This window comes from Martelella sp. AMO21009, assembly GCF_053484295.1.
The window spans coordinates 220,384-243,938 of sequence record NZ_JBAKFR010000001.1; the positions used below are offsets into that span (position 1 = coordinate 220,384).

Annotated in this window: 26 protein-coding genes and 1 riboswitch; of the genes, 15 read left to right on the forward strand and 11 right to left on the reverse strand. The window is 62.9% G+C overall.

The window, feature by feature from the left end; all coding sequences use genetic code 11:
- Positions 1–45: 45 nt before the first annotated feature.
- The 3 genes from V6766_RS01025 to V6766_RS01035 all read right to left on the reverse strand — a co-directional run bounded on the left by V6766_RS01025 (position 46) and on the right by V6766_RS01035 (position 3,136).
- Positions 46–1,410: a hypothetical protein gene (locus V6766_RS01025; RefSeq protein WP_448462750.1), complete on the reverse strand. Its 1,365-nt coding sequence runs from the start codon at positions 1,408–1,410 to the stop codon at positions 46–48.
- A gap of 90 nt (positions 1,411–1,500) precedes the next feature.
- Positions 1,501–1,896, reverse strand: a complete 396-nt coding sequence (gene apaG / locus V6766_RS01030) for a Co2+/Mg2+ efflux protein ApaG (protein ID WP_448462752.1) — start codon at positions 1,894–1,896, stop codon at positions 1,501–1,503.
- 55 nt (positions 1,897–1,951) lie between these two features.
- A complete protein-coding gene (locus tag V6766_RS01035; RefSeq protein WP_448462754.1) occupies positions 1,952–3,136 on the reverse strand; it encodes an O-succinylhomoserine sulfhydrylase in 1,185 nt (394 codons plus the stop codon).
- 33 nt (positions 3,137–3,169) lie between these two features.
- Positions 3,170–3,247, reverse strand: a riboswitch (SAM riboswitch).
- Between the two features lie 70 nt (positions 3,248–3,317).
- On the opposite strand from V6766_RS01035, the gene V6766_RS01040 reads away from it, so the two are divergent.
- Positions 3,318–4,406 (forward strand): 2'-deoxycytidine 5'-triphosphate deaminase, encoded by a 1,089-nt coding sequence (locus tag V6766_RS01040; RefSeq protein WP_448462756.1) that lies wholly within the window; start codon positions 3,318–3,320, stop codon positions 4,404–4,406.
- A gap of 31 nt (positions 4,407–4,437) precedes the next feature.
- On the opposite strand, the gene V6766_RS01045 is transcribed toward V6766_RS01040, so the two are convergent.
- Positions 4,438–4,728 carry a YggT family protein gene (locus V6766_RS01045; protein ID WP_018062808.1) on the reverse strand — a complete coding sequence of 97 codons (291 nt, stop codon included), beginning with the start codon at positions 4,726–4,728 and terminating at the stop codon, positions 4,438–4,440.
- Positions 4,729–4,860: 132 nt separating this feature from the next.
- On the opposite strand from V6766_RS01045, the gene V6766_RS01050 reads away from it, so the two are divergent.
- Positions 4,861–6,120, forward strand: coding sequence for an MFS transporter (locus V6766_RS01050; RefSeq protein WP_448462758.1), 1,260 nt, complete (start codon positions 4,861–4,863; stop codon positions 6,118–6,120).
- On the opposite strand, the gene V6766_RS01055 is transcribed toward V6766_RS01050, so the two are convergent.
- The 6 genes from V6766_RS01055 to hemC all read right to left on the reverse strand — a co-directional run bounded on the left by V6766_RS01055 (position 6,111) and on the right by hemC (position 12,249).
- Positions 6,111–6,833: a glutamine amidotransferase gene (locus tag V6766_RS01055; protein WP_448462760.1), complete on the reverse strand. Its 723-nt coding sequence runs from the start codon at positions 6,831–6,833 to the stop codon at positions 6,111–6,113. The genes V6766_RS01050 and V6766_RS01055 overlap by 10 nt on opposite strands.
- Positions 6,823–7,311: a tellurite resistance TerB family protein gene (locus tag V6766_RS01060; RefSeq protein WP_448462762.1), complete on the reverse strand. Its 489-nt coding sequence runs from the start codon at positions 7,309–7,311 to the stop codon at positions 6,823–6,825. The genes V6766_RS01055 and V6766_RS01060 overlap by 11 nt, the downstream gene beginning before the upstream one ends.
- Positions 7,312–7,425: 114 nt before the next feature.
- Positions 7,426–9,204, reverse strand: a complete 1,779-nt coding sequence (locus tag V6766_RS01065) for a heme biosynthesis HemY N-terminal domain-containing protein (RefSeq protein ID WP_448462764.1) — start codon at positions 9,202–9,204, stop codon at positions 7,426–7,428.
- Between the two features lie 11 nt (positions 9,205–9,215).
- Positions 9,216–10,484, reverse strand: coding sequence for a COG4223 family protein (locus V6766_RS01070; RefSeq protein WP_448462766.1), 1,269 nt, complete (start codon positions 10,482–10,484; stop codon positions 9,216–9,218).
- A gap of 110 nt (positions 10,485–10,594) precedes the next feature.
- Positions 10,595–11,311, reverse strand: coding sequence for a uroporphyrinogen-III synthase (locus tag V6766_RS01075; RefSeq protein WP_448462768.1), 717 nt, complete (start codon positions 11,309–11,311; stop codon positions 10,595–10,597).
- An 8-nt stretch (positions 11,312–11,319) separates the two neighbouring features.
- A complete protein-coding gene (gene hemC, locus V6766_RS01080; RefSeq protein ID WP_448462770.1) occupies positions 11,320–12,249 on the reverse strand; it encodes a hydroxymethylbilane synthase in 930 nt (309 codons plus the stop codon).
- Positions 12,250–12,314: 65 nt separating this feature from the next.
- Between hemC and tsaD the strand changes: the two genes are divergently transcribed.
- The 7 genes from tsaD to V6766_RS01115 all read left to right on the forward strand — a co-directional run bounded on the left by tsaD (position 12,315) and on the right by V6766_RS01115 (position 18,129).
- On the forward strand, positions 12,315–13,412 hold the full coding sequence (gene tsaD, locus V6766_RS01085) for a tRNA (adenosine(37)-N6)-threonylcarbamoyltransferase complex transferase subunit TsaD (protein ID WP_448462772.1): 1,098 nt from the start codon (positions 12,315–12,317) through the stop codon (positions 13,410–13,412).
- Positions 13,409–14,389 carry an NAD(P)H-dependent glycerol-3-phosphate dehydrogenase gene (locus V6766_RS01090; RefSeq protein ID WP_448462774.1) on the forward strand — a complete coding sequence of 327 codons (981 nt, stop codon included), beginning with the start codon at positions 13,409–13,411 and terminating at the stop codon, positions 14,387–14,389. Before tsaD ends, V6766_RS01090 begins: the two co-directional genes overlap by 4 nt.
- An 11-nt stretch (positions 14,390–14,400) precedes the next feature.
- Positions 14,401–14,694 carry a YciI family protein gene (locus tag V6766_RS01095; protein ID WP_448462776.1) on the forward strand — a complete coding sequence of 98 codons (294 nt, stop codon included), beginning with the start codon at positions 14,401–14,403 and terminating at the stop codon, positions 14,692–14,694.
- 3 nt (positions 14,695–14,697) lie between these two features.
- Positions 14,698–15,117, forward strand: a complete 420-nt coding sequence (locus tag V6766_RS01100) for an EVE domain-containing protein (protein ID WP_448462778.1) — start codon at positions 14,698–14,700, stop codon at positions 15,115–15,117.
- A 30-nt stretch (positions 15,118–15,147) separates the two neighbouring features.
- The gene (locus tag V6766_RS01105; protein WP_448462780.1) at positions 15,148–15,333 is read left to right on the forward strand and encodes a hypothetical protein; all 186 of its coding nucleotides are present in this window, start codon (positions 15,148–15,150) and stop codon (positions 15,331–15,333) included.
- Positions 15,334–15,574: 241 nt separating this feature from the next.
- A complete protein-coding gene (locus V6766_RS01110; RefSeq protein WP_448462782.1) occupies positions 15,575–17,710 on the forward strand; it encodes a sodium-translocating pyrophosphatase in 2,136 nt (711 codons plus the stop codon).
- Positions 17,711–17,781: 71 nt separating this feature from the next.
- Positions 17,782–18,129 carry a hypothetical protein gene (locus V6766_RS01115; RefSeq protein WP_448462784.1) on the forward strand — a complete coding sequence of 116 codons (348 nt, stop codon included), beginning with the start codon at positions 17,782–17,784 and terminating at the stop codon, positions 18,127–18,129.
- Positions 18,130–18,195: 66 nt separating this feature from the next.
- Here V6766_RS01115 and V6766_RS01120 read toward each other — a convergent pair whose 3' ends face one another.
- Entirely contained in the window at positions 18,196–18,729 is a 534-nt protein-coding gene (locus tag V6766_RS01120; protein ID WP_448462786.1) for an outer membrane protein assembly factor BamE, read from the reverse strand.
- Between the two features lie 256 nt (positions 18,730–18,985).
- On the opposite strand from V6766_RS01120, the gene V6766_RS01125 reads away from it, so the two are divergent.
- From V6766_RS01125 to V6766_RS01150, 6 genes are all read left to right on the forward strand, one after another.
- Complete coding sequence (locus V6766_RS01125) at positions 18,986–19,570, forward strand: ubiquinol-cytochrome C chaperone family protein (RefSeq protein ID WP_448462788.1); 585 nt, start codon at positions 18,986–18,988, stop codon at positions 19,568–19,570.
- Positions 19,563–20,138 (forward strand): YceD family protein, encoded by a 576-nt coding sequence (locus V6766_RS01130; RefSeq protein ID WP_448462790.1) that lies wholly within the window; start codon positions 19,563–19,565, stop codon positions 20,136–20,138. Before V6766_RS01125 ends, V6766_RS01130 begins: the two co-directional genes overlap by 8 nt.
- A gap of 134 nt (positions 20,139–20,272) precedes the next feature.
- A complete protein-coding gene (gene plsX / locus V6766_RS01135) occupies positions 20,273–21,319 on the forward strand; it encodes a phosphate acyltransferase PlsX (protein WP_448462792.1) in 1,047 nt (348 codons plus the stop codon).
- Between the two features lie 54 nt (positions 21,320–21,373).
- Entirely contained in the window at positions 21,374–22,342 is a 969-nt protein-coding gene (locus V6766_RS01140; RefSeq protein WP_448462794.1) for a beta-ketoacyl-ACP synthase III, read from the forward strand.
- Between the two features lie 102 nt (positions 22,343–22,444).
- The gene (locus V6766_RS01145) at positions 22,445–22,789 is read left to right on the forward strand and encodes an integration host factor subunit alpha (RefSeq protein WP_230721976.1); all 345 of its coding nucleotides are present in this window, start codon (positions 22,445–22,447) and stop codon (positions 22,787–22,789) included.
- Between the two features lie 149 nt (positions 22,790–22,938).
- Positions 22,939–23,460 carry a MerR family transcriptional regulator gene (locus tag V6766_RS01150; protein WP_448462796.1) on the forward strand — a complete coding sequence of 174 codons (522 nt, stop codon included), beginning with the start codon at positions 22,939–22,941 and terminating at the stop codon, positions 23,458–23,460.
- Positions 23,461–23,555: the final 95 nt, after the last annotated feature.

The window sequence follows — 23,555 nt, forward strand, 5'->3', positions numbered from 1 at the left end:
GATTGAGGTCACTGCCTTCCTTGCCAGTGGGAGCGGCCGAATCTTTTATGCTGTTCCGTCTTGAGGCAAAGCTCCAGCCGCGCCTAGGTCCTGCAACTCGATTTCGCCAGGGTCCGGTGCATTCCGAGGTTTTATCGGTTTGGGTGGTGCAGCCTGCCACGCTTTGAGGTTGACGCCAGCGATGTCGTAAAATGCTGGTACGAACTTCTCCAAGTCTTCAATAAAGGTCTTCCTTCCAGAGAAGCGCTTCCCGAGAGAATCTACCAGGAGTACCTCGAAGCTGTGCGGCACGAGGTCGGCGTTCTCGGTCTGGATCGATTCCGGTGTTTCGCGTAACTCCGACAATAATTTCGTGGTCGGTGCACCACGTCCGGGCCAGTGTGCCCTGACGAGCAGCCTTTCATCGTTGTCCGGCAGCATGCGGAGTAACCAATTCATCCGAGCCTTGGTCGATTTGCGATCACCTGGCGCTTTAACCGTCATTGAGCAGCATATCGTTTTTCGCGCAAGATCCGCCACCAGCGCGATATCCGAGGCGCAATCCGGTACGCGGATCGTTGATTTCAAACAATGATGCTCTACCAACGCATCAATTTGCTGCTTTCTCCGTCCTTCGGGATCGCCCTGCAGGCGTCGCTCGATAATGGCCTCAACTTGCCTACCCACATGGCTTGAGAGGTGGAGACACAAATCACGCTCCTCCGCGAGCCAACTCGAAGCAACGTTTTCCACGTCCTGCGCAGTCTTCTTCAGCTTGACGTCATTGGAAATCGCTTGGACAACATCTTTCCATTCCGGCGCCATTTGTGTGAATCTTTCGATGCCTGTCGCCGGGTGGGCGAAAAAGTCATTGAGTTGATTGAGCAGGTAGGATTGTTCGCTATCGGTTACTTCTTCAGCGTAAGCCAAAATTTCGCAAATTGTGGCCAGCCAAGTCCATGACCAGTGGTAGAGACCAACCTTTCGAAGCAAGTTTTTTGGCACCGGGACCGGAGGTTGGTCGGCGCGAGCGACGAACTGATTTGAAATTGTAATGACGGCATCAATTCCCTGCGACCGCGCAACCTCCACGTAGCGCTGAACCTGATCAGAATCGAGGTCGTTCTTGCCTACTTTGGCTTCAATCAAAGCGGACCAGGTGTTCCGTCCCGTCTCGACCACGATTAGGCCGTCAGGCCGGCAACCGCTGATGCTCTTCTCTCTGAATACGACTTCGGTGAAAGCTCTGACTCGAGTTCGCTTTCCCACTCGGACGCCCACTGTGCCCAGCACGTTTTCCGCGACGGCGGGGATTTGGGTCATGACCGAGAGAAATATAGAAGCTACACGTTTCTCTTTACTGGTTTCGGCCAAGATCGGAAATAGTCTGGCCTGATCCCCACTCGAAAGATATTCTGGTAGTTCTGTCATATACGGTTCCCCCTCCGTTTCTCAAACAGAATAGCGAGGGAATATATTGGTGTCTATGGTGCCGGTTTCATGAATGGACGTGGGCGGCTCTCAATGCCGGCTTCCTGCGTCGTAGGGCGAATCGAGCGAGAAGGCCGGGATGTCGATCTTGAGGAGGCGGTTGTCGGCGGTTTTGACGATGTAGTGGCCGACCATGATGCCGGAGGGTGTGTCGAGCGGCGCGGCGGATCGGTAGCTGTAGCGCTCTTCCGGGGCGATCATCGGATGCTTGCCGGCAATGCCGTCGCCCGACACGGTTTCGACAATGCCGCTGGCATTGGTGATCGTCCAGTGACGCGAGACGATCTCGATCCGGTCTCTGCGATGATTGGCGATCTCGATCTCATAGGCCCAGACGAAATGCTCGTCCTCCGGCATGGAATGGTTTTCCAGAAAGCTTGGCCTGACGCTGACCTCGATCTCGTGGGTGATCGCCCTGTAGTGCACTGGTTCTCCCTGGATAGCCCCGGGGCGGCTTAGCCGCCCGTGAGGCCAATGTGGCTCAGACAGGCAGTTTTGCAAGGGCCTGGGCGAAATCCTCGATCAGATCGTCGGTGTCCTCAATGCCGGCCGAGAACCGGATCGTGCCGCCGGTAATGCCGAGTTCGAGGCGAGCTTCCTCCGCGAGGTTCTTGTGCGTCGTGGTCGCCGGATGGGTGATCAGGCTCTTGGCGTCGCCGAGATTGTTGGAAATCGAGACGATCTCCAGTTGGTCCTGCAGCGCGAAGGCGGCGTCCTTGCCGCCCTTCAGCTCGAAGGCGACGAGGGTGGAGCCGGCGGCCATCTGCTTCTTCACGATCTCGGCCTGGGGGTGGTCATCGCGGCCGGGATAGATCACGCGCGCGATCTGCTTCTGGTCGGCCAGGAAATCGGCGATCTTTCCGGCAGTCTCGGTCTGCTGGCGCACGCGCAGCGGGAAGGTTTCGAGACCCTTCAGAAGTAGCCATGCATTGAACGGGGAGAGGGCAGGGCCGGTATGGCGGAAATAGTCCTGCAGCTCTTCCTCGATCCATTCCTTCGACGACAGCACGAGACCGCCGAGCACCCGGCCCTGGCCGTCGATATGCTTGGTCGCGGAATAGACGACGATGTCGGCGCCGAGTTCAAGCGGCTTCTGGTAGAGCGCGGTGGCAAACACATTGTCGACCACGGTGCGGGCGCCGGCCTGTTTGGCAAGCGCCGCAACGCCGGCGATATCGACAACTTCCAGCGTCGGGTTGGTCGGGCTTTCGAGGAAGAACAGCTTGGTATTCGGCCGGATCGCAGCTTCCCAGTTGGCAAGGTCGCGGCCATCGACCAGCGTGCACTCGATGCCGTACTTCGGAGCAAGCGTCTCCACCACCCAGCGGCAGGAGCCGAACAGTGCGCGGGCCGCGACGATGTGATCGCCGGCCTTCAACTGGCACAGGATCGCGGCTGAAACGGCGGCCATGCCGGAGGCGGTGGCGCGGGCATCCTCCGCGCCTTCCAGCGCGCACATGCGTTGCTCGAACATCGCATTGGTGGGGCTGCCGTAGCGGGCGTAGATGAAACCCTCTTCCTCGCCCTTGAAGCGCGCCTCGGCGGCGGCGGAATTTTCATAGAGGAAGCCCTGCGTCAGGAAGATGCCCTCCGACATTTCGCCATATTGCGAACGGAGGCTGCCGCCGTGAACGAGCTTGGTCTGAGGACGCCAGGACTTTTTCATCATATCTCTCCAAACAAAAAAACCGGTCGCGCGGGACCGGTTCACCCGGCCTTTTAGCTAGTTGTTTAACGTGGCTGCAAGCCGACCGGCCAAATCACCACGGGTATAAAGGCGGCATAATCCCTATAAGCGCTTGCGTCAATTCTGAAAGCTTGGTTTTGTCGCGCAACAGGAGCAAAACATGTCACAAAAGCCCGGAATTCTGGCCGATCGCGCGATCGCCAGCCTGTTTGAGAACGGAAATCTGATCGCCAGCGCGCCGCGCGACCACGACCAGATCCAGCCGGCAAGCCTCGATCTGAGGCTTGGTGCGAAGGCCTATCGCGTGCGCGCAAGCTTTCTGCCGGGCCCCGGACACAAGGTCGAGGACAAGCTTTCCCGCCTTTCCCTGCACGAGATCGACCTCACCGAAGGCGCGGTGCTGGAGACCGGCTGTGTCTATATCGTGGAATTGATGGAGGCGCTGAAGCTTAAGGACGGGCTGTCGGCCTCGACCAATCCGAAAAGCTCCACTGGCCGCCTCGACATCTTCACCCGGGTGATTTCCGACTATGCCCAGGAATTCGACATCATCCCGGCTGGCTACGAAGGTCCGCTCTATCTCGAAATCTCGCCGCGCACCTTCCCGATCATCGTCAGGCAGGGGTCGCGGCTGTCGCAGATCCGCTTCCGCACGGGGCAATCCGTGCTCACCGAGTCCGCCCTTCTGGCGCTGCACGAGCGCGAAACGCTGGTGGCGAGCGAGATGCCGAATGTCTCCGGCGGCGGGATCGCGCTGTCGATCGATCTGGCGGGCGAGGGGCTGGTTGGCTATCGCGGCAAGCACCATACCGGCGTGATCGATGTCGACCGCAAGGCCGGCTACGACGTGCTGGATTTCTGGGAGCCGATCCATGGGCGCGGCAAGGGCGAACTGATCCTCGATCCGGACGAATTCTACATTCTGGTCTCGCGCGAAGCCGTCCACGTGCCGCCACTCTGCGCCGCCGAGATGACGCCGTTCGATCCGCTGGTGGGCGAGTTCCGGGTGCACTATGCCGGCTTCTTCGATCCAGGCTTCGGCCATGCTGGCGCCGGCGGCAAGGGCGCGCGGGCGGTGTTGGAGGTGCGTAGCCACGAGGTGCCGTTCATCCTCGAACACCGCCAGATCGTCGGCCGGCTGATCTATGAGAACATGCTGGAAATGCCCGAGACGCTTTATGGCGCGGGCCTCGGCTCAAACTATCAGGCGCAGGGCCTGAAGCTTTCCAAGCACTTTAAGGCCGGATGAGCGAATCAATTCTGCGTTGCGACGGGCGTGCTCAGTAGAGCCGCGGCATGACGCCGGTCAGGATCAGGCGCTGCAGGAAGAACACGATCAGGAGCACGATCACCGGGGAGATGTCGATCCCGCCGAGATTGGGCAGGAAGTTGCGGATCGGCCGGTAGACCGGTTCGGTGACCGCATAGAGCCCGCGACCGATCGAGTTGATGAATGGGCTGTGCGCATTGATGATGTTGAAAGCGTAGAGCCAGGAGAAGATAGCGCTGGCGATGATCACCCACTTATAGATTTCAAGTGCGTAGTAAATCGTCTCGAACAGCGCGATCATGAATGACTCCCGTTTTTTCCTTGCAAACATTTAGACATTCAATTCTAAACGAGCAAGGGGCGGTGGGTTTTGTCCGGTATTTATTGCCGGTTGCGCCCTCAGCGCATCATGTCTCCCGAAAGCTTATCCAAGATGACCCTGTCCCCCTCCGGCGCCCGCTTCGATGCCTTCCGTCACAAAGGCTATTCGCTCTATTTCTTCTCGCGGTTTCTCGGCACGTTCGCGGTTCAGATTGTTTCCGTCGCCGTCGGCTGGCAGATGTACGACGAGACCGGCAACGCCTTCTATCTCGGTCTCATCGGCCTGTTCCAGTTTTTGCCGGCGTTGCTTCTGACGCTGGTGACCGGCACAGTCGCCGACCGCTACAACCGCCGGATGATTGCCGCGATATGCTTTGCAGTTGCCGCCGCCTGCGCCGCCTGCCTTCTGGCGATCACCGTGCTTGGCCTGTTTTCGCCTTGGCCGGTGTTCGCGCTTCTGGCGGTATTCGGCACGGAACGTGCCTTTTCCGGCCCGGCACTGCAGTCGCTCGCACCCAACCTTGTGCCCGAAAAGGATCTCGCCAACGCGATCGCCTGGAACTCCTCGTCCTGGCAGATCGCCTCGATCGTCGGCCCGGTCGCGGGCGGCCTGCTTTACGGCGGCGGCGCGACGCTTGCCTATTCCACCGCGCTTGCGCTCTTCGCCGCGGCTACGGTGTTGATGCTGACCGTGCCGAAGCCGAGCCAGCGCCGCCCGACAAGCGCGGTCACGCTCAACACCATTCTCGCGGGCTTTCGCTTCATCACATCCGAAAAGGTCGTGCTCGGGGCAATCTCGCTCGATCTGTTCGTGGTGCTTTTGGGGGGGGCTGTGGCGCTGATGCCGGTCTTCGCCCGCGACGTTCTGGATCTCGGCCCGTGGGGGCTCGGCCTGCTGCGGGCCGCGCCGGGCGTCGGCGGCGTGCTGGTCGCGCTGCTGCTTGCCAGCGTGCCGATCCGCCACCATGCGGGCTATTACATGTTCGCCGGCGTGGCGATTTTCGGCCTTTCCACCGTGGTCTTCGGCCTGTCCGAGAGCGCCTGGATTTCGATCGCCGCACTCGCCGTCATGGGCGGGGCCGACATGATCTCGGTCTATGTCCGCGAAACGCTGATCGCGCTGTGGACGCCGGACGAGCTGCGCGGCCGGGTCAACGCCGTCAACATGGTGTTCGTCGGGGCCTCAAACGAACTCGGAGAGTTCCGCGCCGGCACCATGGCCCATGTCATCGGCGCCGTGCCGGCGGTGGTCTTCGGCGGGGTTGGGTCGCTGGCGGTCGCTGTGGCATGGGCGATGACCTTCACCAAGCTCAGGAAGGTCGACAGCCTGGAGACGCCCGAGCACCTGCTGGGCGAATCGGATCAGCCCTGAAGCGATTGCGCCGTCGTGCGCTCGAACACGATGTCGAGGAATTCGCTGAGCCAGGCCTTCAGCGCCCGGTCGTGCAGCATCCGGCCTTCGAGGTGAAGGTGGCCCGCCTGCGCCTGGGGCAGCGAGAACCGGCTGGCGCCGTGCACCACCCATCTTTGCATCATCGCCCGGGTCAGTTCGGCGTGAAACTGCACGGCATAGGCTTTCTCCCCATAGCGGAAGGCTTGGTTCGGGTAGAGGTCGCCGCTGGCCAGTAATTCGGCGCCATGCGGCAGCTCAAATCCTTCGCGGTGGAACTGATAGACCATGGACGGCCATTTCATCATCAGCCGTCCGTGTTCGGTCGCGTGCAGCGGATACCAGCCGATCTCGACCGAGCCGTCACTATTGCTCTGGACCCGGCCGCCGAGATGGCGGGCCAGCATCTGGGCGCCCAGACAGATGCCGAGATAGGGACGGTTTTCCTTCAGCGGAATTGACAGCCAGTCGATCTCGCGACGGACATAGTCCTCATTGTCATTGGCGCTCATCGGGCCGCCGAACACCACCGCGCCCGAATGGGCGGCGAGCGTCTCCGGCAATTTGTCGCCGAGCGCCGGCCGGCGGATGTCGAGGCGGAAGCCCTTTTCGACAAGCATCTGGCCAACGCGGCCGGGGGTCGAGCGTTCCTGGTGAAGGATGACCAGGATCGGTCGTGTCGGTTCAATCGTCACCGGGCAGTTCTCCATCGTCGACAATAGCGGCGCGCTTGAGCGCGGCCTGACGCTCCAGCACCCGCTCGCGGCTAGATACCCCGATCAGTTCGGCAATCCGCCAGACGACGTTGTCTTCCATCTCGCTGCGATTGCCATCGGCATAGGCGATGTCCCACAACAGCCCAATCAGGCGCACGCGCTGGCCCTCGTCGAGATGGCGCTTGACGTCGGAGGTGAAGCGGTAGAAATCGACCGCCTCGTTGCCGGCCTCCTCGCCGGCGGAAATCAGTTCTTCCAGACCGGCGCCATGCAGGTCGTACTGGTTTTCGATCAACTCCCGAAGCCTGTTGCGTTCGCTGTCGCTGATGACGCCGTCGGCCTCCATCACCTGATAACAGAGCGCCACCACGGCCACGCGGGCATCGTCGGGCCGGGCCTCGCCCCTGGGTGCGTCGCTGCCGATGTCCTGGAGAAACCTGCTGATCTTTTCTAACATTCTCGGAGATTCGCCTTGTTCACTGCGCCATCATGACCCGTGCGGGCCGCTACGCCAATAGATCACTTAACATCGGTCAATCAAATTACGGTTATGACACATGAGCGGACCGGATCAGAAAAACAGGCGTTTTTTCGCGGCCGGCGGCGTGTCGTCATCATCGCTATCGTCAATACCCGGATCGTCCGGCGTGCGTCCGCCAAAGGGCTTCAACGGGGCGTTGGCGTCATCGTCCTCTTCCACGCTGCCCTCGGCGGGTTTCGGCGGAATGTCTTCCGAGCGGGCCTCCACCACGAGCGGCTTTTCCTCCGGCGCGACCTTCGCTTCATCAGTTTTGATCGCGGATGCGCCGGGGGCGGGGTCCATGATCACGGGCCGGATCGTTTCCGTTTTCGGGGCCTCATTCTTGCTTTCGTCCTCGGCGGGGGCCGCAGGCTCGGGCGCTTCGGCCGTCTCGGCCTCAGCTTCGGGCTTGGCGTCCTCCTGGAAAATAGGAGCGTCGTCCGCGGGCGTTTCCGGTTCCGCCCGGCTGCCGCCCACAGGGGGAAGGCTCTTCAAGGCCTCGTCGAGACGCGAGGCGCTGCCCTCCTCGATCGGACCGGCGATTTCGCCGTAGGGCACCTTCCATGAGAAGGCGTCGAGCTGGCCGGTCGTGGGCGAGAACGGCCGCCAATATTCGGATACCAGACCATCGGCGACCCAGGTCGGGTCGCGTTCGGATCTGAGCGCCTGCGCCATCCAGTGGCGCACGCGGCCCTGGTCGCCGGTTTCGGCCTCTTCGATATCGGCGAGAAGCAGGAAGGCGCTTTCGCGCGGCTGCATGCGCGCGGCGGCTTCGGCCTTTTCTCGGGCCTTTTCGAATTCGCGGGCGTCGAGCGCGGCGCGGGCGACGACCATCAGCGAGACCCAGTTGTTGGGCTTCAGCGCCTCCAGCTTTTCGGCCCGCTTCAGCCTGTCGACGGCGCTGTCGCCGCCGCGGGCGCGCACGTAAAGCGCGCCGGTCTGGGGGTGGGGCTCCTTCTTCCACACCATTTCAAGAACGCCGGCGGATTTGCGGAGATTGCCCTGCGCCAAATAGGCCTTGGCGGCGATGATCGCGGCGGGGTGGAAATCGTCGCGCAGCTTCAGCGCCTGCAGCGCATCGGCAGCCGCACCCTTCGGATCGGTGTCGAGCCTGCTTTCGGCGCGCGCGGTCAGCACCACCGATTTCAGCCGCGCCGATTCGTCCTTGTCGGTCACCTTGGCGGAACGCTGCTGGTCCAGAAGGCGGATCGCGTCGTCCCAGCGGCCCTGGCGGGCGCGCGCTTCCAGCGTCGCCTTGGCGGCCCAGGCGAGATAGGGCGCCTTGTCGGCGGCCTGCTCGGCGAAATGCTGTGCGGCCTCGTCGGCGCCGACGCGCTTGGCCTCAAGATAGAGACCGCGCAGGCCGAGTTCGGCGGTTTCCGGATCTTCCGACATCGCCTCGAACAGACGCCGCGCCTTGTCGTAATTGCCCTCGGTCAGCGCCACCTGCGCATCGAGCACGTGGATGAGCGGCTCCTGATCGGCGCTCAGAAGCGCATGGGCGCGCGTGCTCATCTTGCGCGCCTGAACCAGATTGCCGGCGCCGACGGCGATCAGCCCTGTCGAGATCGCCTGATAGCCGCGATCGCGCTTGCGGGCGCGGAAGTAGCGGGTGACGCTTTTCGGCGAGGTCCAGATCGCGCTGATCAGCCACCACACGATCATCACCACGAAGATGAGGGCGATCAGCAGCGCCAGTGCGGTGGTCAGCGGGGTTTCGAACATCTGGCCCTGCCAGACGAGCGTCAATTCGCCGGGCCGGTCGGCAAACCAGGAAAAGCCGAGCGCGAAGGCAAGAACGATGATCGCGAAAATCAAAAGTCTGATCATATCCTACCTCCTCAATTGCCGGACGGCGTGACGGGCGCGCCGGCGGTTGCGCCGAGCGCGCTCGATAGCGTGGTGGAGACCAGATCATCTGCTTCGATGCGCGCCTTCAGCCCGTCGGCGAATTTCTGCGAGGCCTGCTTTGCGGCGTCAGGTAGTTTTTCCCACTCGCTTTCCGCCGTCTTCAGGTCGCCCTTGGTCAGCGCGTTTTCGATGCGCGCGACGATCGCCGGCACGGTGTCGCCTTCGACATCGCCGACGGGGCGCACGCTGACGAGGCCCTTGGCGCTGTCGACAAGACGGTTGAAGATATTGCCTTCCGGGGGCGGCGGTTCGGCGGCCGCGATAATGGCGTCGGCGGCGTCGGAGAATTCGGCCGAGAGTTCCTCGCGGGTCGGGATGCCGCTCGTCGCGAGCGCCTTCAGCTTCGAGAGATCGGCGTCTGCCGGCGCAACTTCGGCATAGGTCGCAAGCTCCGTCGCGAAATTGTCGCCCCGGTCGATCGCCGATTTCAGCGCTGCGGCGGCAATGGCGCGGGCGACGGCCAGATCCTTGCCGGGCGTATTCACCTTGGCCTCCAGCGCCGAAAGCTTCTGCTGGATGTCCTGCTGGTCGGAGCTCAGGCTGGATTTCAACTGGTCGAGGCCGGACTGCAGGCTTTTCACCGCGCCGGCATCGTTCTGCTGCGTGCTCTGGATGGAGCTTACCTGTTGCTTGAGAGAGGCAATGTCCTCGCCCGAGCCTTTGGAACTCTGGACCTGCTGCTTCAGCGCGTCGAGCTGCGACTGGAGCGCGGCCGAACCGTCATTGGCCTTGAGCGCTTCGATTTCCTGACGGAGCGCGGCGATCTCGTCATTGATCTTGCCGCCTACGCTACCGCCCAGCATGCCCGCCGAGGACAGCGCGTAGGCGCCCGCAAGCGCGATCACGGCGCCGGCCACACCGGCCAGAAGCACCGGGCCGAAGCCGGGGCCTTTGCGTGGCGGTACGGCCGATGTGGGGGGCTCCGGCGGTGGTGGCGGTGGGCTGTCTGCGTTTTCGTCGACGGTCTCTCCGTCGGCGCGCTCTTCATCGCCGAGGCTCGCCGCCTCCGAAATTTCCTTGTCCTGATGCTCCTCATGGCGCTTGATAGCGGCGGCGACATCGGCCATCGCGGTTTCAACGGCGGCATCATCGGTGCGGGGCGGGACGGGCGCTTGCGCGTTCGTGGCTTCCGGCGCCGTGTCTTCTGTTGTCGCGTCGTTTTTCTTGTCGTTTTTCGAAGACGGCGTATCCGAAACCATGGCTACCTCTTTTGCAGTTCTCGGTTCTAGGGTAGTGGCCGAGTGGTATTAAGAAAAGGCTTTTGTTGAAGACTTGTTCCCCGCTGCCCCGGCCTTTCTGGCGAAACCCCTCAGGCCAGCAGCGCAAGCAGGCTTTTCTCGGTCGTCCTGTCGGCAATGCGCACGTGATCGGCCAGCTCCGCCGGCACGGCATGCGCGACATTGGCCGAAAGGCAGATGAGGGCCGGCGGCTCGCTGCGTTTCGCGAGCGCCTCGCCAGCACCGAGCGCGAAGAAGCGGGCGGCCGTCATATGGGAATAGAACAGGACCGCGTCAGCCGTTTTGACAAAGGTATGGATGTCCGCCGCATCATAGTTCAGCGGTTCCATGGCATAGACGGTTGCGGTTTCGAACGGCACGTGCAGGGCCTCAAGCCTGCGCTCCAGCCAAGGCGCGCGCGGCGAACCGGCTAGGTAAAGAAGCGGGGCGCGGACGAACAGCGACGGTTCGGCGGCGATCGCCTCGGCCAGCCGCTCGCCATTGCCCTGGCCGGTGAAGACGCGCGCAAAGCCGGCCTCCTTGGCTCTACCGGCGGTCTCGGTTCCGACGGCGAAGACCGGTCGTTCGATCATGTCCGGCGCGTCGCGCTTTGCCTCGATCCCGTGCAGGGCCTCGGTGCTGGTGGCCGCAAGCGCCGCCCAGCTTTCGCGGGCGATTGCCTCCCTGGCTCTGTCCGGGTGGTGAACGGTCTCGAACAGCGGCATCGCAACCGGCTGATGGCCCATGGCGGCAAGCAATGCGCCTGTCTTCTCGGCCTTGTTTTGCGGACGGGTTACCAGAACGCGCATCGCAGACCTCAGACCCAGTCCTCGAAGAAGCGCGGGCCGGCGCGGCCGCGCAGCGTCTCGCCGGCCGCGCGGCCGAGCGCCTCGGCTTCAGCGCGCGTGCCTTCAACGGCGATGTCATGCGCCTGCCGTCCATCCGGCGTCAGGATCAGGCCGGAGAAACGGATCGTTTCGCCGTCAAGCAGGGCATGACCCGCGATCGGCGTGCGGCAGGAGCCATCGAGGGCCGCCAGAAAGCCTCGCTCGCAGGCGACGGCATCATAGGTGTCGCGGTCGTTGATCGGGGCGAGCAGGGCCGATATCCGTTCGTCGCTCTCGCGCTGCTCAATGCAGATCGCGCCCTGGGCCGGGGCAGGAATAAATTCCTTCGGATCGAGAACCTCGGTCGCCACATGCTGCATGCCGAGCCGCGTCAGGCCGGCATAGGCGAGGAAAGTGCCGTCGACGGCGCCGTCTGCGAGCTTCTGCAGCCGCGTCTGCACCGAGCCACGGAAAATCACCACCTCGATATCGGGTCTCAGCCGGCGAATCATCGCCTGGCGTCTGAGCGAGGAAGAGCCGACGATCGCGCCCGCCGGCAGGTCGGCAAGGTTTTTCACGGTGCGGCCGATGAAGGCGTCGCGCGGGTCGGCGCGCGGCAGGAAGGTGGAAAGCGTCAGTCCTTCCGGCAGCGCTGTCGGCATGTCCTTGGAGGAATGCACGGCGAAATCGAGCGCGCCGGACAGCAACTGCTCCTCGATTTCCTCGGTGAAAAGCCCCTTGCCGCCGATCGCCGCCAGCGCGCGGTCGGTGATCCGGTCGCCCTTGGTGGAGAGCACCACGATCTCGAACATATCCTCCGGCAGGCCATGGGCGGCTATCAGCCGATCGCGGGTTTCATGCGCCTGCGCCAGCGCCAGCGGGCTGCCGCGCGTTCCGATCCTGTAAGGTTTCGTTTGCATCCTGCGTCCACCATTGTTACCGGGTGTCTCGTAAACCGGATTGCGCCCTGCCGCAAACAATCGCGATGAAAAAACAGACAGTCTTTCTCGGCATCGAATCGAGCTGCGACGAAACCGCCGCCGCCATCGTGGCGATGGACGAGGCCGGTCGCGGCGAAATCATCGCCGATCTGGTGCTGAGCCAGTTGGAAGAACATGCGGCCTTTGGCGGTGTGGTGCCGGAGATCGCCGCGCGCGCCCATGTCGAGGTGATGGACGGGCTGATCGCCGGCGCTCTTGCGGAAGCGGGGCTGGGCTTTGGCGATCTCGACGGCATTGCCGCGACAATCGGTCCCGGGCTGATCGGCGGGCTGATCACCGGCGCGATGAGCGGCAAGGCAATCGCCTATGCTGCGGGCAAGCCGTTTTACGGAATCAATCACCTCGAAGGTCATGCACTGACCGCGCGGCTGACCGACGGCGTCGCCTTTCCCTTCCTGATGCTGCTGGTCTCGGGCGGCCATACCCAGATCGTGCTGGTCAAGGGCGTGGGCGAATACGAGCGCTGGGGCTCGACGATCGACGATGCGCTGGGTGAGGCCTTCGACAAGACGGCGAAGCTTCTGGGGCTCGGCTATCCGGGCGGGCCGGCGGTGGAGAAGGCGGCTGCGACCGGCGATCCGCGGCGCGTGAAACTGCCGCGACCGATGAAGGGCGAGGACCGTCTCGATTTCTCCTTCTCCGGCCTCAAGACGGCGGTGCGCCAGGCGGCGCAGGGACTGGCGCCGGTAAGCGTGCAGGATATCGCCGATATCTGCGCCGCCTTCCAGCTTGCCGTGACGGATACGCTGGAAGACAGGATTGCCCGCGCGCTTCAGCGCTTCAAGGCCGAAGGTCTCGCTGGGGATAATCAGCCCGCGCTGGTGGTCGCGGGCGGCGTTGCCGCCAATGGTGCGATCCGCGCTATGCTCACCGGGCTTTGCGCAAAAGAGGGCTTCGCCTTCGTCGCGCCGCCCTTGCGCCTGTGCACGGACAATGCGGTGATGATTGCCTGGGCGGGGCTGGAGCGTCGGCGCGCCGGTTTTGATCCGGACGACATGGAAATCTCGGTGCGCTCGCGCTTTCCGCTGGACGGCAATGCCGCGGCGCTGATCGGCAGCGGCAGAAGAGGGGTCAAGGCATGACCAGGAACACAGTCGTCATCGGTTCCGGGGCGTTCGGCACGGCGCTTGCCGCCGTCTTTGCCCATGAGGGCGAGGACGCCGTCACCCTGCTCGGCCGCGATGCCGGGCTGATCGGGATACTGAAAACGACCCGACGTCACCAGGCCGCGCTTCCGGGCATCGCCCTTCCGGCCGCGCTGTCGTTCACGATCGACCCCTCGGTGCTTGAGACGGCCGATATCGTGGTATTGGCAATGCCGGCACAGGCCCAGCGTGCGGCGGCGCTCTACTACGGCCCCTATCTCAATCCCGATGCGGTGATTGTCTCCGCCGCCAAGGGCATCGACCGCGCTAGCGGCCGGCTGATCACCGAGGTCCTGAACGAGACGCTTCCGAACCATCCTGCCGGTGCGCTGTCGGGGCCCGGCTTCGCCGTCGATCTCGCCGCCGGCAAGCCGATCGCCATGGTGCTGGCCTTCGCAAATGGAGAGCGCGCCAAAGAAACCGCGACCATCCTTTCCGGCCGGACCTTCCGGCTCTATGCCTCGAGCGATCCCGTCGGCGTGCAGATCGGCGGGGCGCTGAAGAATGTGCTGGCGATTGCCTGCGGCATCGTCGAGGGCGCGGATCTCGGCGAATCCGCCCGCGCGGCGCTGATTTCGCGCGGTCTTGCGGAAATGTCGCGGCTGGCGGTTGCCATGGGCGGCGAACCGGAGACGGTGCGCGGGCTTTCCGGCCTCGGCGACCTGGTGCTGACCGGCACCTCGCGCCAGTCGCGCAATTTCCGCTATGGCGTGGCGCTGGCCGAGGGTAATTTCGAGAGCGTCAATGCGGCGCTGGTCGAGGGCGTCTACAGCGCCTCCGTTGCCAGCGAACTTGCCGCAAGCCATGGCGTCGAGATGCCGATCTCAAGCGCCGTCGCCCGCGTGCTTGAGGGCAAGCTTAGCATTCCGCAGGCGCTCGAGGAACTGATGAGCCGGCCGATCACGACCGAATGAAGGAGAAAACCATGCTCTACGCCGTCTTGTGCAAGGACAAGCCCGACCATATCCATATCCGCATGGAAAACCGCCCGCGCCATCTCGAATGGCTCGACGGGCTCAACGCGGCGGGCACGCTGAAGATCGCGGGTCCGTTTCTCAACGGCGACGACAAGCCCTGCGGCTCGATGCTGCTCATCGAAGCCGACACCCAGGCGGACGCGGAAGCGATCGCGTCCGAGGACCCTTATGGCAAGGCTGGCCTGTTCGAAAAGGTCGAGGTCAAGCCCTACAAATGGCTCTACAACAATCCGGAGGCGTGAGGCATGGCCTATTGGCTGTTTAAATCCGAGCCGTTCAAATTCTCCTGGCAGATGCTGAAGGACAAGGGCGCGGGCGGAGAAGAGTGGGACGGCGTGCGCAATTATCAGGCGCGAAACAACATGCGGGCGATGGAAATCGGCGACAAGGGGTTCTTCTACCACTCCAATGAGGGGCTGGAGGTCGTCGGCATCTGCGAGGTCTGCGCGCTCGCCCATCCAGACAGCACGACCGATGACCCGCGCTGGGAATGCGTCGACATTCGCGCCGTCGAGGACATGCCCAAGCCGGTGACGCTGAAGGATGTGAAGGCCAATCCAAAGCTCGCCGACATGTCGCTCGTCACCTCCATGCGGCTCTCCGTTCAGCCGGTGAAGGAAGACGAGTGGCTGGAAGTCTGCCGCATGGGCGGGATGGACGTCTGAGAGGCGGGAAAAGCACACGGGAGATATTTGATGATCTGGAAGCTGATGATCCTGGTGATCTTTGCGATCGGCTACATCTGGCCCGTCACGATCATCCTCAAGCGCATGGGCTATTCGCCCTGGTGGGCGCTTCTTTCGGTGTTCACGCCGCTGAACATGATTGGCCTGTGGGTACTGGCCCGCGCCCGCTGGCCCCGGGTTGAGGAAAAGCTTTAGGTCCCACACAGCCTGTCATGTCTATCGTCTAAAGTGCGCGAAGGGCACTTGACGCTTCGGCTGGAGCCCATCACTCTCCCTTTGGCTGCGGGACGCGGGAGGAACAGGACGTCCGGCAGCGCTATACGGCGGTTTCGAACCAGCCGGCAGGTGGGAAACCTTCCGACAGGGCGAGTTTCGCCGTGAGGTCAATTCGGCCGTCCTGCGCCTTCGCGCCGGCCGTAGAGGGAAGGAAAGCGAAATGACGATACTGCTTGCCGTGATTGTCTGCGGCCTTTTGTCGATCGTATACGCCCTTTGGGCGATCCGCTCGGTCATGGTCGCCGATCAGGGAACCCCGCGCATGAAGGAAATCGCGGGCTATATCCGGGAAGGGGCGCAGGCCTATCTGACGCGCCAATATACCACGATCGCCATTGTCGGCGTGGTCGTCTTCATTCTGGCCTGGCTGCTGCTTTCGCTGACGGCGGCAATCGGCTTCGTCATCGGCGCGGTGCTTTCGGGCGCGGCCGGCTTCATCGGCATGCATGTCTCCGTGCGCGCCAATGTGCGAACCGCCCAGGCGGCGTCCTACAGCCTGGCTTCGGGCCTCGATATCGCCTTCAAGTCGGGCGCGATCACCGGCATGCTGGTGGCCGGTCTCGCGCTGCTCGGCGTCTCCGTTTACTATTATATTCTCACCGCCATTCTCGGCCACGCGCCCGATGACCGTCATGTCATCGACGCGCTTGTCGCGCTCGGCTTCGGCGCATCGTTGATTTCCGTGTTCGCGCGTCTCGGCGGCGGCATCTTCACCAAGGGGGCCGATGTCGGCGGCGATCTGGTCGGCAAGGTCGAGGCCGGCATTCCGGAGGACGACCCGCGCAACCCGGCAACCATTGCCGATAATGTCGGCGACAATGTCGGCGATTGCGCCGGCATGGCGGCCGACCTGTTCGAAACCTATGCCGTGTCGGTGGTCGCGACCATGGTGCTCGGCGCGATCTTCTTCGGCGGCGCTGCGGTGCTTGCCGATGTCATGCTACTGCCGCTCGCCATCTGCGGCGTCTGCATCCTGACATCGATTGTCGGCACCTTCTTCGTCAAGCTCGGCACCAATGGCTCGATCATGGGCGCGCTCTATCGCGGCCTGATCGTGACCGGGCTGCTGTCGATCGTCGGCATCGGCCTTGCCACCTGGGCGACCATCGGCTTCGGCTCGATCGGCGAGGTCGCGGGCCGCAACATTACCGGTCTGGCGCTGTTCATCTGCGGCATTGTCGGCCTGATCGTCACGGCGCTGATCGTGGTGATCACCGAATATTATACCGGCACGGGCAAGCGCCCGGTGACCTCGATCGCCCAGGCCTCGGTCTCCGGTCACGGCACCAATGTCATCCAGGGGCTTGCGGTTTCGCTTGAGGCGACCGCGCTTCCGGCGCTGGTGATCTGCGGCGGCATCATCGTCACCTATCAGCTTGCCGGCCTGTTCGGCACCGGGATCGCGGTGACCGCCATGCTGGGGCTTGCCGGCATGATCGTCGCGCTCGATGCCTTCGGCCCGGTCACGGATAACGCCGGCGGCATCGCTGAAATGTCCGGGCTTCCGCCGGAGGTGCGCAAGTCCACCGACGCGCTCGACGCGGTCGGCAACACCACCAAGGCGGTCACCAAGGGTTATGCGATCGGCTCGGCCGGTCTCGGCGCGCTGGTGCTATTCGCGGCCTATTCGAACGATCTCGCCTTCTTCGCCGCCAATGGCGATCAATATCCGTTCTACGCGGATATGGGCGATATATCGTTCTCGCTCTCCAACCCCTATGTCGTGGCCGGGCTGATCTTCGGCGGGCTGATCCCCTACCTCTTCGGCGGCATCGCGATGACGGCTGTGGGGAGGGCGGCGAGCGCCGTGGTGGCCGAGGTGCGCCAGCAATTCCGCGACAAGCCGGGCATCATGGGCGGCACGGAAAAGCCGGATTACGGCCGGGCCGTGGACATGCTGACCAGGGCCGCGATCCGCGAGATGATCGTGCCGTCGCTGCTGCCGGTGCTGGCGCCGCTGGTGGTGTTCTTCGGCGTCTGGCTGATGTCGGGCTCCAAGGCGTCGGCCTTTGCGGCCCTCGGGGCATCGCTGCTCGGCGTGATCGTCAACGGACTGTTCGTCGCGATCTCGATGACGTCTGGCGGCGGTGCATGGGACAATGCCAAGAAGAGCTTCGAGGACGGCTTTGTCGATTCCGACGGCGTTACCCACGAAAAGGGCTCGGAGGCGCACAAGGCGTCCGTCACCGGCGACACCGTCGGCGATCCCTACAAGGACACCGCCGGCCCCGCCGTCAACCCGGCGATCAAGATCACCAACATCATGGCGCTGCTGCTGCTGGCGGTGTTGGCGTAAGGTCCATTCCCCCGGCTTCGGCCGGGGGAATTTTTCGAGTTGGACGAGTCCACGGAAAAAAGAGGAATTGCATGAGAAGACTTTTGGCGGCCGCTCTCGGCCTCGGCCTTCTTGCGGGCTGCCAGTCCACGCAGGAAGCGAATGAATTTGCTGTGGCCCAGACGGCGCTGGCCGGCAGCAAGGCCATGCAGAGGGAAGTTTCAAAAGAGTGCGTCAACGAGATGAAGGCGCTCGGCGCCGAAGATATACGCATGATTGCGGTCTTGCTCGACACGACAAAGTCCAAGGCTCTGCCCCTGCTGTGCTCGCGCATCGTAACCGGCATGGCCAATGGTGATCTGACCTATCAGGATTACAAGGCTACCCAGCGAGGAGAGCTTTCGCCAAAGGTCGTTCGGGTGATGCAGGGCACGAACTGATCGCCTGCGAAAATCGCCGGTCAAATGAAATGGCAGGCTCGAAGGCCTGCCATTTGCGCTTGAGGTTTACGGTCCGACCACACCGGCATTGTTGCCGGCGCCGAAGAAGTCGCGCGCGGCGTTGCTGCCGGTGCCCTGCAGGATCTGCTGGATGAAGGTGATGTCCTTGCCGCCGGTCGGCGTCGTTTCGGTCGCCATGTCGATGACGTTGCCGTCCTGCAGCGTATAGCGGCCGATGCGCTCGACCCGGCCATTGCCGTCGAAATAGACCGCCAGGATTTCCTGGTCGACAAGACGCGGCTTCTGGAAGGTGAAGCGCTTTTCCTTCTTCTGCGAAATGTAGAAGAACACTTCATTGTCGAAGGTCGCGGTGGTCGAGGGCTCGCCAAGCGTGAGCACAACCTGTTCGCGGCTGGAGCCGACCTTGACCAGCTGCAGCATTTCCTCGTCGACGACATAGCCCTGGTAATAGACGTTCTTGCTGCCGATGACATCGCTGGTCGAGCAGCCTGCAACCAGAAGGGTGACGGCGACAAGGGCACCGGCGGCCGCCGGGCGGGCCGGCTTCAGATCAAATTTCACACCGTGCGTCTTCAACATACACTCCCTGGCAGGTCTCGGCGCCGGTCGGGCGAACCCGCCGGCTGATTGTTTTCATCTTTCGCCAGCTTCAGGCAATGCCTGTTGCCGGCGACGATTCCCGGTTGCGGCCAGCCCCCGCGCAAACTACCATTGTCTATGGTTGGTTCATGGGGACTTCAGCCATCTTCGGTCGGCCCGTCATCGAGCTTCGCGTTTTCCAGGGTAACTGGATAAACCAGCTTGGGTCCGGATGCAATTGCGTCGGGCGGGTGCGATGCCATGGAATTTTTGTAGAGAGAGTGGGACGACCTTGGGACTATTCAGCAGAAGACGCGGCAACCGTCAGGTGGTGGAGCGCCAGTATGGCGTGATCACGACCACGGCGCGCCAGCCGTGTTTTTATACCGATTATAACGTGCCGGACACGGTGATGGGTCGTTTCGAGATGCTGTCATCGGTGATGATCCTGTTCCTGTGGCGCACCGCGAAGTCCTCCGACAGCGGTAAACAGCTCTCGCAGGAGGTGGTTGACGCCTTCTTCCTCGACATCGACTACTCCATCCGCGAACTGGGCGTCGGCGACAATTCCGTGCCGAAACGGATGAAGAAGCTCGCCGGTATGTTCTATGGCCGGCTGGAGCGTTATGTGCGCTGCCTCCAGGATCGCGATCTCGGCCAACTCGCGATCGCGCTTTCGCAGAATTTCCACGGGGTCGAGTCCGAACCGGTCGATATGGCGGAACTCGCGCGCTGGATGCTGGCCAATGCCGATCATCTCGGGCGCATGGACGAGGTCATGGTCGAAACCGGCATGGTGAGTTTTCTGGTGCCGGAAAGCACGGAGGTCGCCCGTGGCTGAAGAAAACGCCGAAGACCGAAAACTGCCCTTCTCCCGGCCGTTCGCCGTTGCCCGCGCCTCATCCGCAGCCTTCGACATGCGTCTCGAGGCCGACGCGGCGGAGCGCGCGGCGACGGCGGAGTTCCTCGATGTCCGCTCGGTCGAAAGCCTTTCGGCGGATTTGAGGATTTCGCCCTGGCGGCGCGATGGCGTCCGGGTCAAAGGCACGGTCAGAGCCGAGATCACCCAGAACTGCGTGGTCACGCTGGAGCCGCTGGAGGCGACGATCGAGGAGGAGGTGGACGCCACTTTCCTTCCGGAAAATTCCCGCCAGTTCCACCGCAAGTTCAACGAGGAAGGCGAGTTGATCGTCGATCCCAACGGGCCGGACGAGCCGGAGCCGTTTACCGGAAGCGAGGTCGATATCGCTGCACTGGTGATAGAGACGATCGGCCTCGCGATCGATCCCTATCCGCGCAAGCCCGGTGCCGCCTTGCCGGAGGATTTGGCCGAAGGGGATGACGCGGAAGATGACGCCGCGCCGTCTCCCTTTGCCGCGCTGAAGGACTGGAAAAACAAATCCGAATAGATTTTTGCTGGTTGGCGGGTCGGCCGCAGGCGGTGGAAACTGATGTTTTTCAACCGGCCTAGTTGTCTCGGGAAGCAAAAAGGGTATTTTGGCCCGGCTCCGCCGATGCACGTGTAAACAGGGACCTGGAACGTTTGATTAGAATTTCCATTGATGTCATGGGGGGAGATGTCGGGCCGGAAGTCGCGATTGGCGGCGCTGCCCAGTCGCTGATGCGGCATCCCGATATCAGCTTTCTCCTCTACGGCAGGAAGGACGCGATCGAACCGCTTCTCGCAGGCTATCCGAAGCTTGCCGAGCGGGCTGAGGTGATCGATTGCGAAGTCACCGTCGAGATGGATGAGAAGCCGAGCCAGGCGCTCAGGCGCGGCCGCAATGTCTCCAGCATGTGGCGCGCGATCGACGCGGTCAAGGAAGGCCGGTCCGATGCCGCCGTCTCCGCCGGCAATACCGGCGCGCTGATGGCCATGGCGATGTTCTGTCTCAAGACCATGCCGGCGATCGACCGCCCGGCGATCGCCGGCATCTGGCCGACGCTCAGGGGCGAGAGCATCGTGCTCGATATCGGCGCCACGATCGGCGCCGATGCCAAGCAATTGCTCGATTTCGCGCTGATGGGCGGGGCGATGGCCCGCGCGTTGTTCGAGATCAAGAAGCCCACGGTCGGCCTCGTCAATGTCGGCGTCGAGGAGGTCAAGGGCGTCGAACAGGTCAAGGAAGCCGGCAAACTGTTGCGCGAGGCCGATATCGACAATCTCGAATATGCCGGCTTCGTCGAGGGCGACGATCTCGGGCGCGGAACCGTGGACGTTTTCGTGGTCGAGGGCTTCACCGGCAATATTGCGCTGAAGACGGCGGAGGGCACCGCCCGCCAGATCGCCGAATATCTGCGCTCTGCGATGTCGCGCACCTGGATGACCCGGCTCGGATATATCCTTGCCCGCGGCGCGTTCCAGATGCTGCGCGACAAGCTCGACCCGCGCAAGGTCAATGGCGGCGTGTTCCTCGGGCTCAACGGCATCGTCATCAAGAGCCATGGCGGCACGGATGCGGAAGGCTATGCCTCGGCGATCGACGTGGCTTACGATATGGTTCACAACGGATTGCAGGCCAAGATTCAGCATGATCTGAACGAATATCACGCCCGTAACGAATCACCGATGGGTCCGGAAGCGGCCTGAGGCCGGCAATACCGGATAAACGCAGCCCTGCTGCTGCCAATAAGGAAAAGAAACATGACCCGTTCAGTCGTTTGCGGTTTTGGTAAAGCCCTGCCCAGACGCGTCGTGACCAACGAGGAGCTCCAGAAGCTCGTCGATACCTCCGATAGCTGGATCCAGCAGCGCACCGGCATAAAGCAGCGCTATATCGCCGGCGAGGGCGAGACCACGGCTTCGCTCGGCGAGGCCGCCGCGCGGGAAGCCCTTGCCAATGCCGGGCTGACGCCTGATGACATCGATCTTATCGTGGTCGCAACCTCGACGGCCGACAACACCTTCCCGGCCACCGCCGTCAATATCCAGCATCGCCTGGGGATGAACCACGGCTTCGCCTTCGACATGCAGGCGGTCTGCTCGGGTTTCGTCTACGCGGTGACGACGGCGGACAATTTCATCCGCGCGGGCAGGGCGAAGCGGGTGCTGGTGATCGGCGCCGAGACCTTCTCGCGCCTTCTCGACTGGACCGACCGCACCACCTGCGTGTTGTTCGGCGACGGCGCCGGCGCGATCATCCTTGAAGCCGTCGACGACGCGGCGGCGGGCGATCGCGGCATCATCGCCGCCAGCCTGCGATCCGATGGCGCGCATTGCGAAAAGCTCTATGTCGATGGCGGCGTATCGACGACCGGCGATATCGGCCATCTGCGCATGCAGGGCCGCGAGGTCTTCAAGCATGCTGTCGGCATGATCACCGACGTGATCGAGGCCGCTTTCGACGAGGCCGGCATCACCGCCGACGAACTCGACTGGCTGGTGCCGCATCAGGCCAATCGCCGCATCATCGAAGGCTCGGCCAAAAAGCTCGGCATTCCGATGGAAAAGGTCGTGGTCACGGTCGACCAGCACGCCAATACCTCGGCTGCCTCGATCCCGCTGGCGCTGGCCGCTGCCGCCGGCGATGGCCGGATCAAGCGCGGCGACACGGTTATGCTGGAAGCCATGGGCGGCGGTTTCACCTGGGGCGCGGTGCTTTTGCGCTGGTAGCGGCGCTCATCGCGGATTCCGTCCCATCAAGCGCTTGACCGCCATGCCGGTCGGCAATAGTGTTCTGGCGACGGGGAAATAGACAAAAATCGGGATGCGGTAATGCCTGGCAAAACTGTGACGCGCGCGGACCTGGCCGAATCGGTTTTCCGCAAGGTGGGACTTTCGCGAACGGAATCCGCCGAACTGGTGGAAACCGTGATCGACGAAATCTGCGACGCGATCGTGCGCGGCGAAACGGTCAAGCTCTCTTCCTTCGCGACCTTTCAGGTGCGCGACAAGAACGAGCGCATCGGCCGCAACCCCAAGACCGGCGAGGAAGTGCCGATCTCGCCCCGGCGCGTGATGACCTTCAAGGCGTCCAACGTGCTGAAGCAGAAGATCCTCAAGTCGCATCTGATGCGCCGCAACAAGGCCGAGAAGGCCGCCGCCAAGTCGGCTGGCTGATCCGTCCCCTGCCAATTTTCGATTCCGCCTTGTCATCGCGGCGCGTTCGCGATGAAATAGCCGCGATTCGATAGTGTTTTCGCGCGTCCGGGCGGGAAACCCACTCCCACTTTTTCTGGACGCGCTTCAGCGGGGAGCGTTTGACTGGCATGGACAAAAGTCCCGAGGCGTTTCGCACCATTTCCGAGGTTGCCGAAGAACTGGAACTGCCCCAGCACGTGCTCCGGTTCTGGGAAACGCGCTTTACCCAGGTCAAGCCGATGAAACGCGGCGGCGGGCGGCGCTATTACCGGCCGGAGGATATCGAACTCCTGAAGGGCATCCGCCACCTTCTCTATGATCACGGCTACACCATCAAGGGCGTGCAGAAGCTTCTGAAAAGCAACGGCAATCGCTTTGTCACCGCCGTCGGCAGCGGCGATGCCGAACTGATCGAGGCGCTGGCGCCGCAGCCCGAGGTCCGCAAGGACGATCAGCATTCGATCTTCGACGATGACCAGGTCGTCGGCCGTCCGAAAAAGGCGAGCGGCAAGAGCTTCTTCCGGCGCGCCAAGGAAGGCGAGGGCGAAATCGATCCGGCCTTCGGCCTCGCGCGCTCGGACGACGCGTTGCTGAAGGAGGTGCTCTCCGACCTTCTGGAATGCAAGCGGCTTCTCGATCAGGTTCGATAGGCGCTGGCAAAAACATGCCGGTTTGATCGACGTCATCCAAATATCGCGTTTTTCGTGTAGCGATCCTTTCGTACACGCATATTGCCAAACCGCCC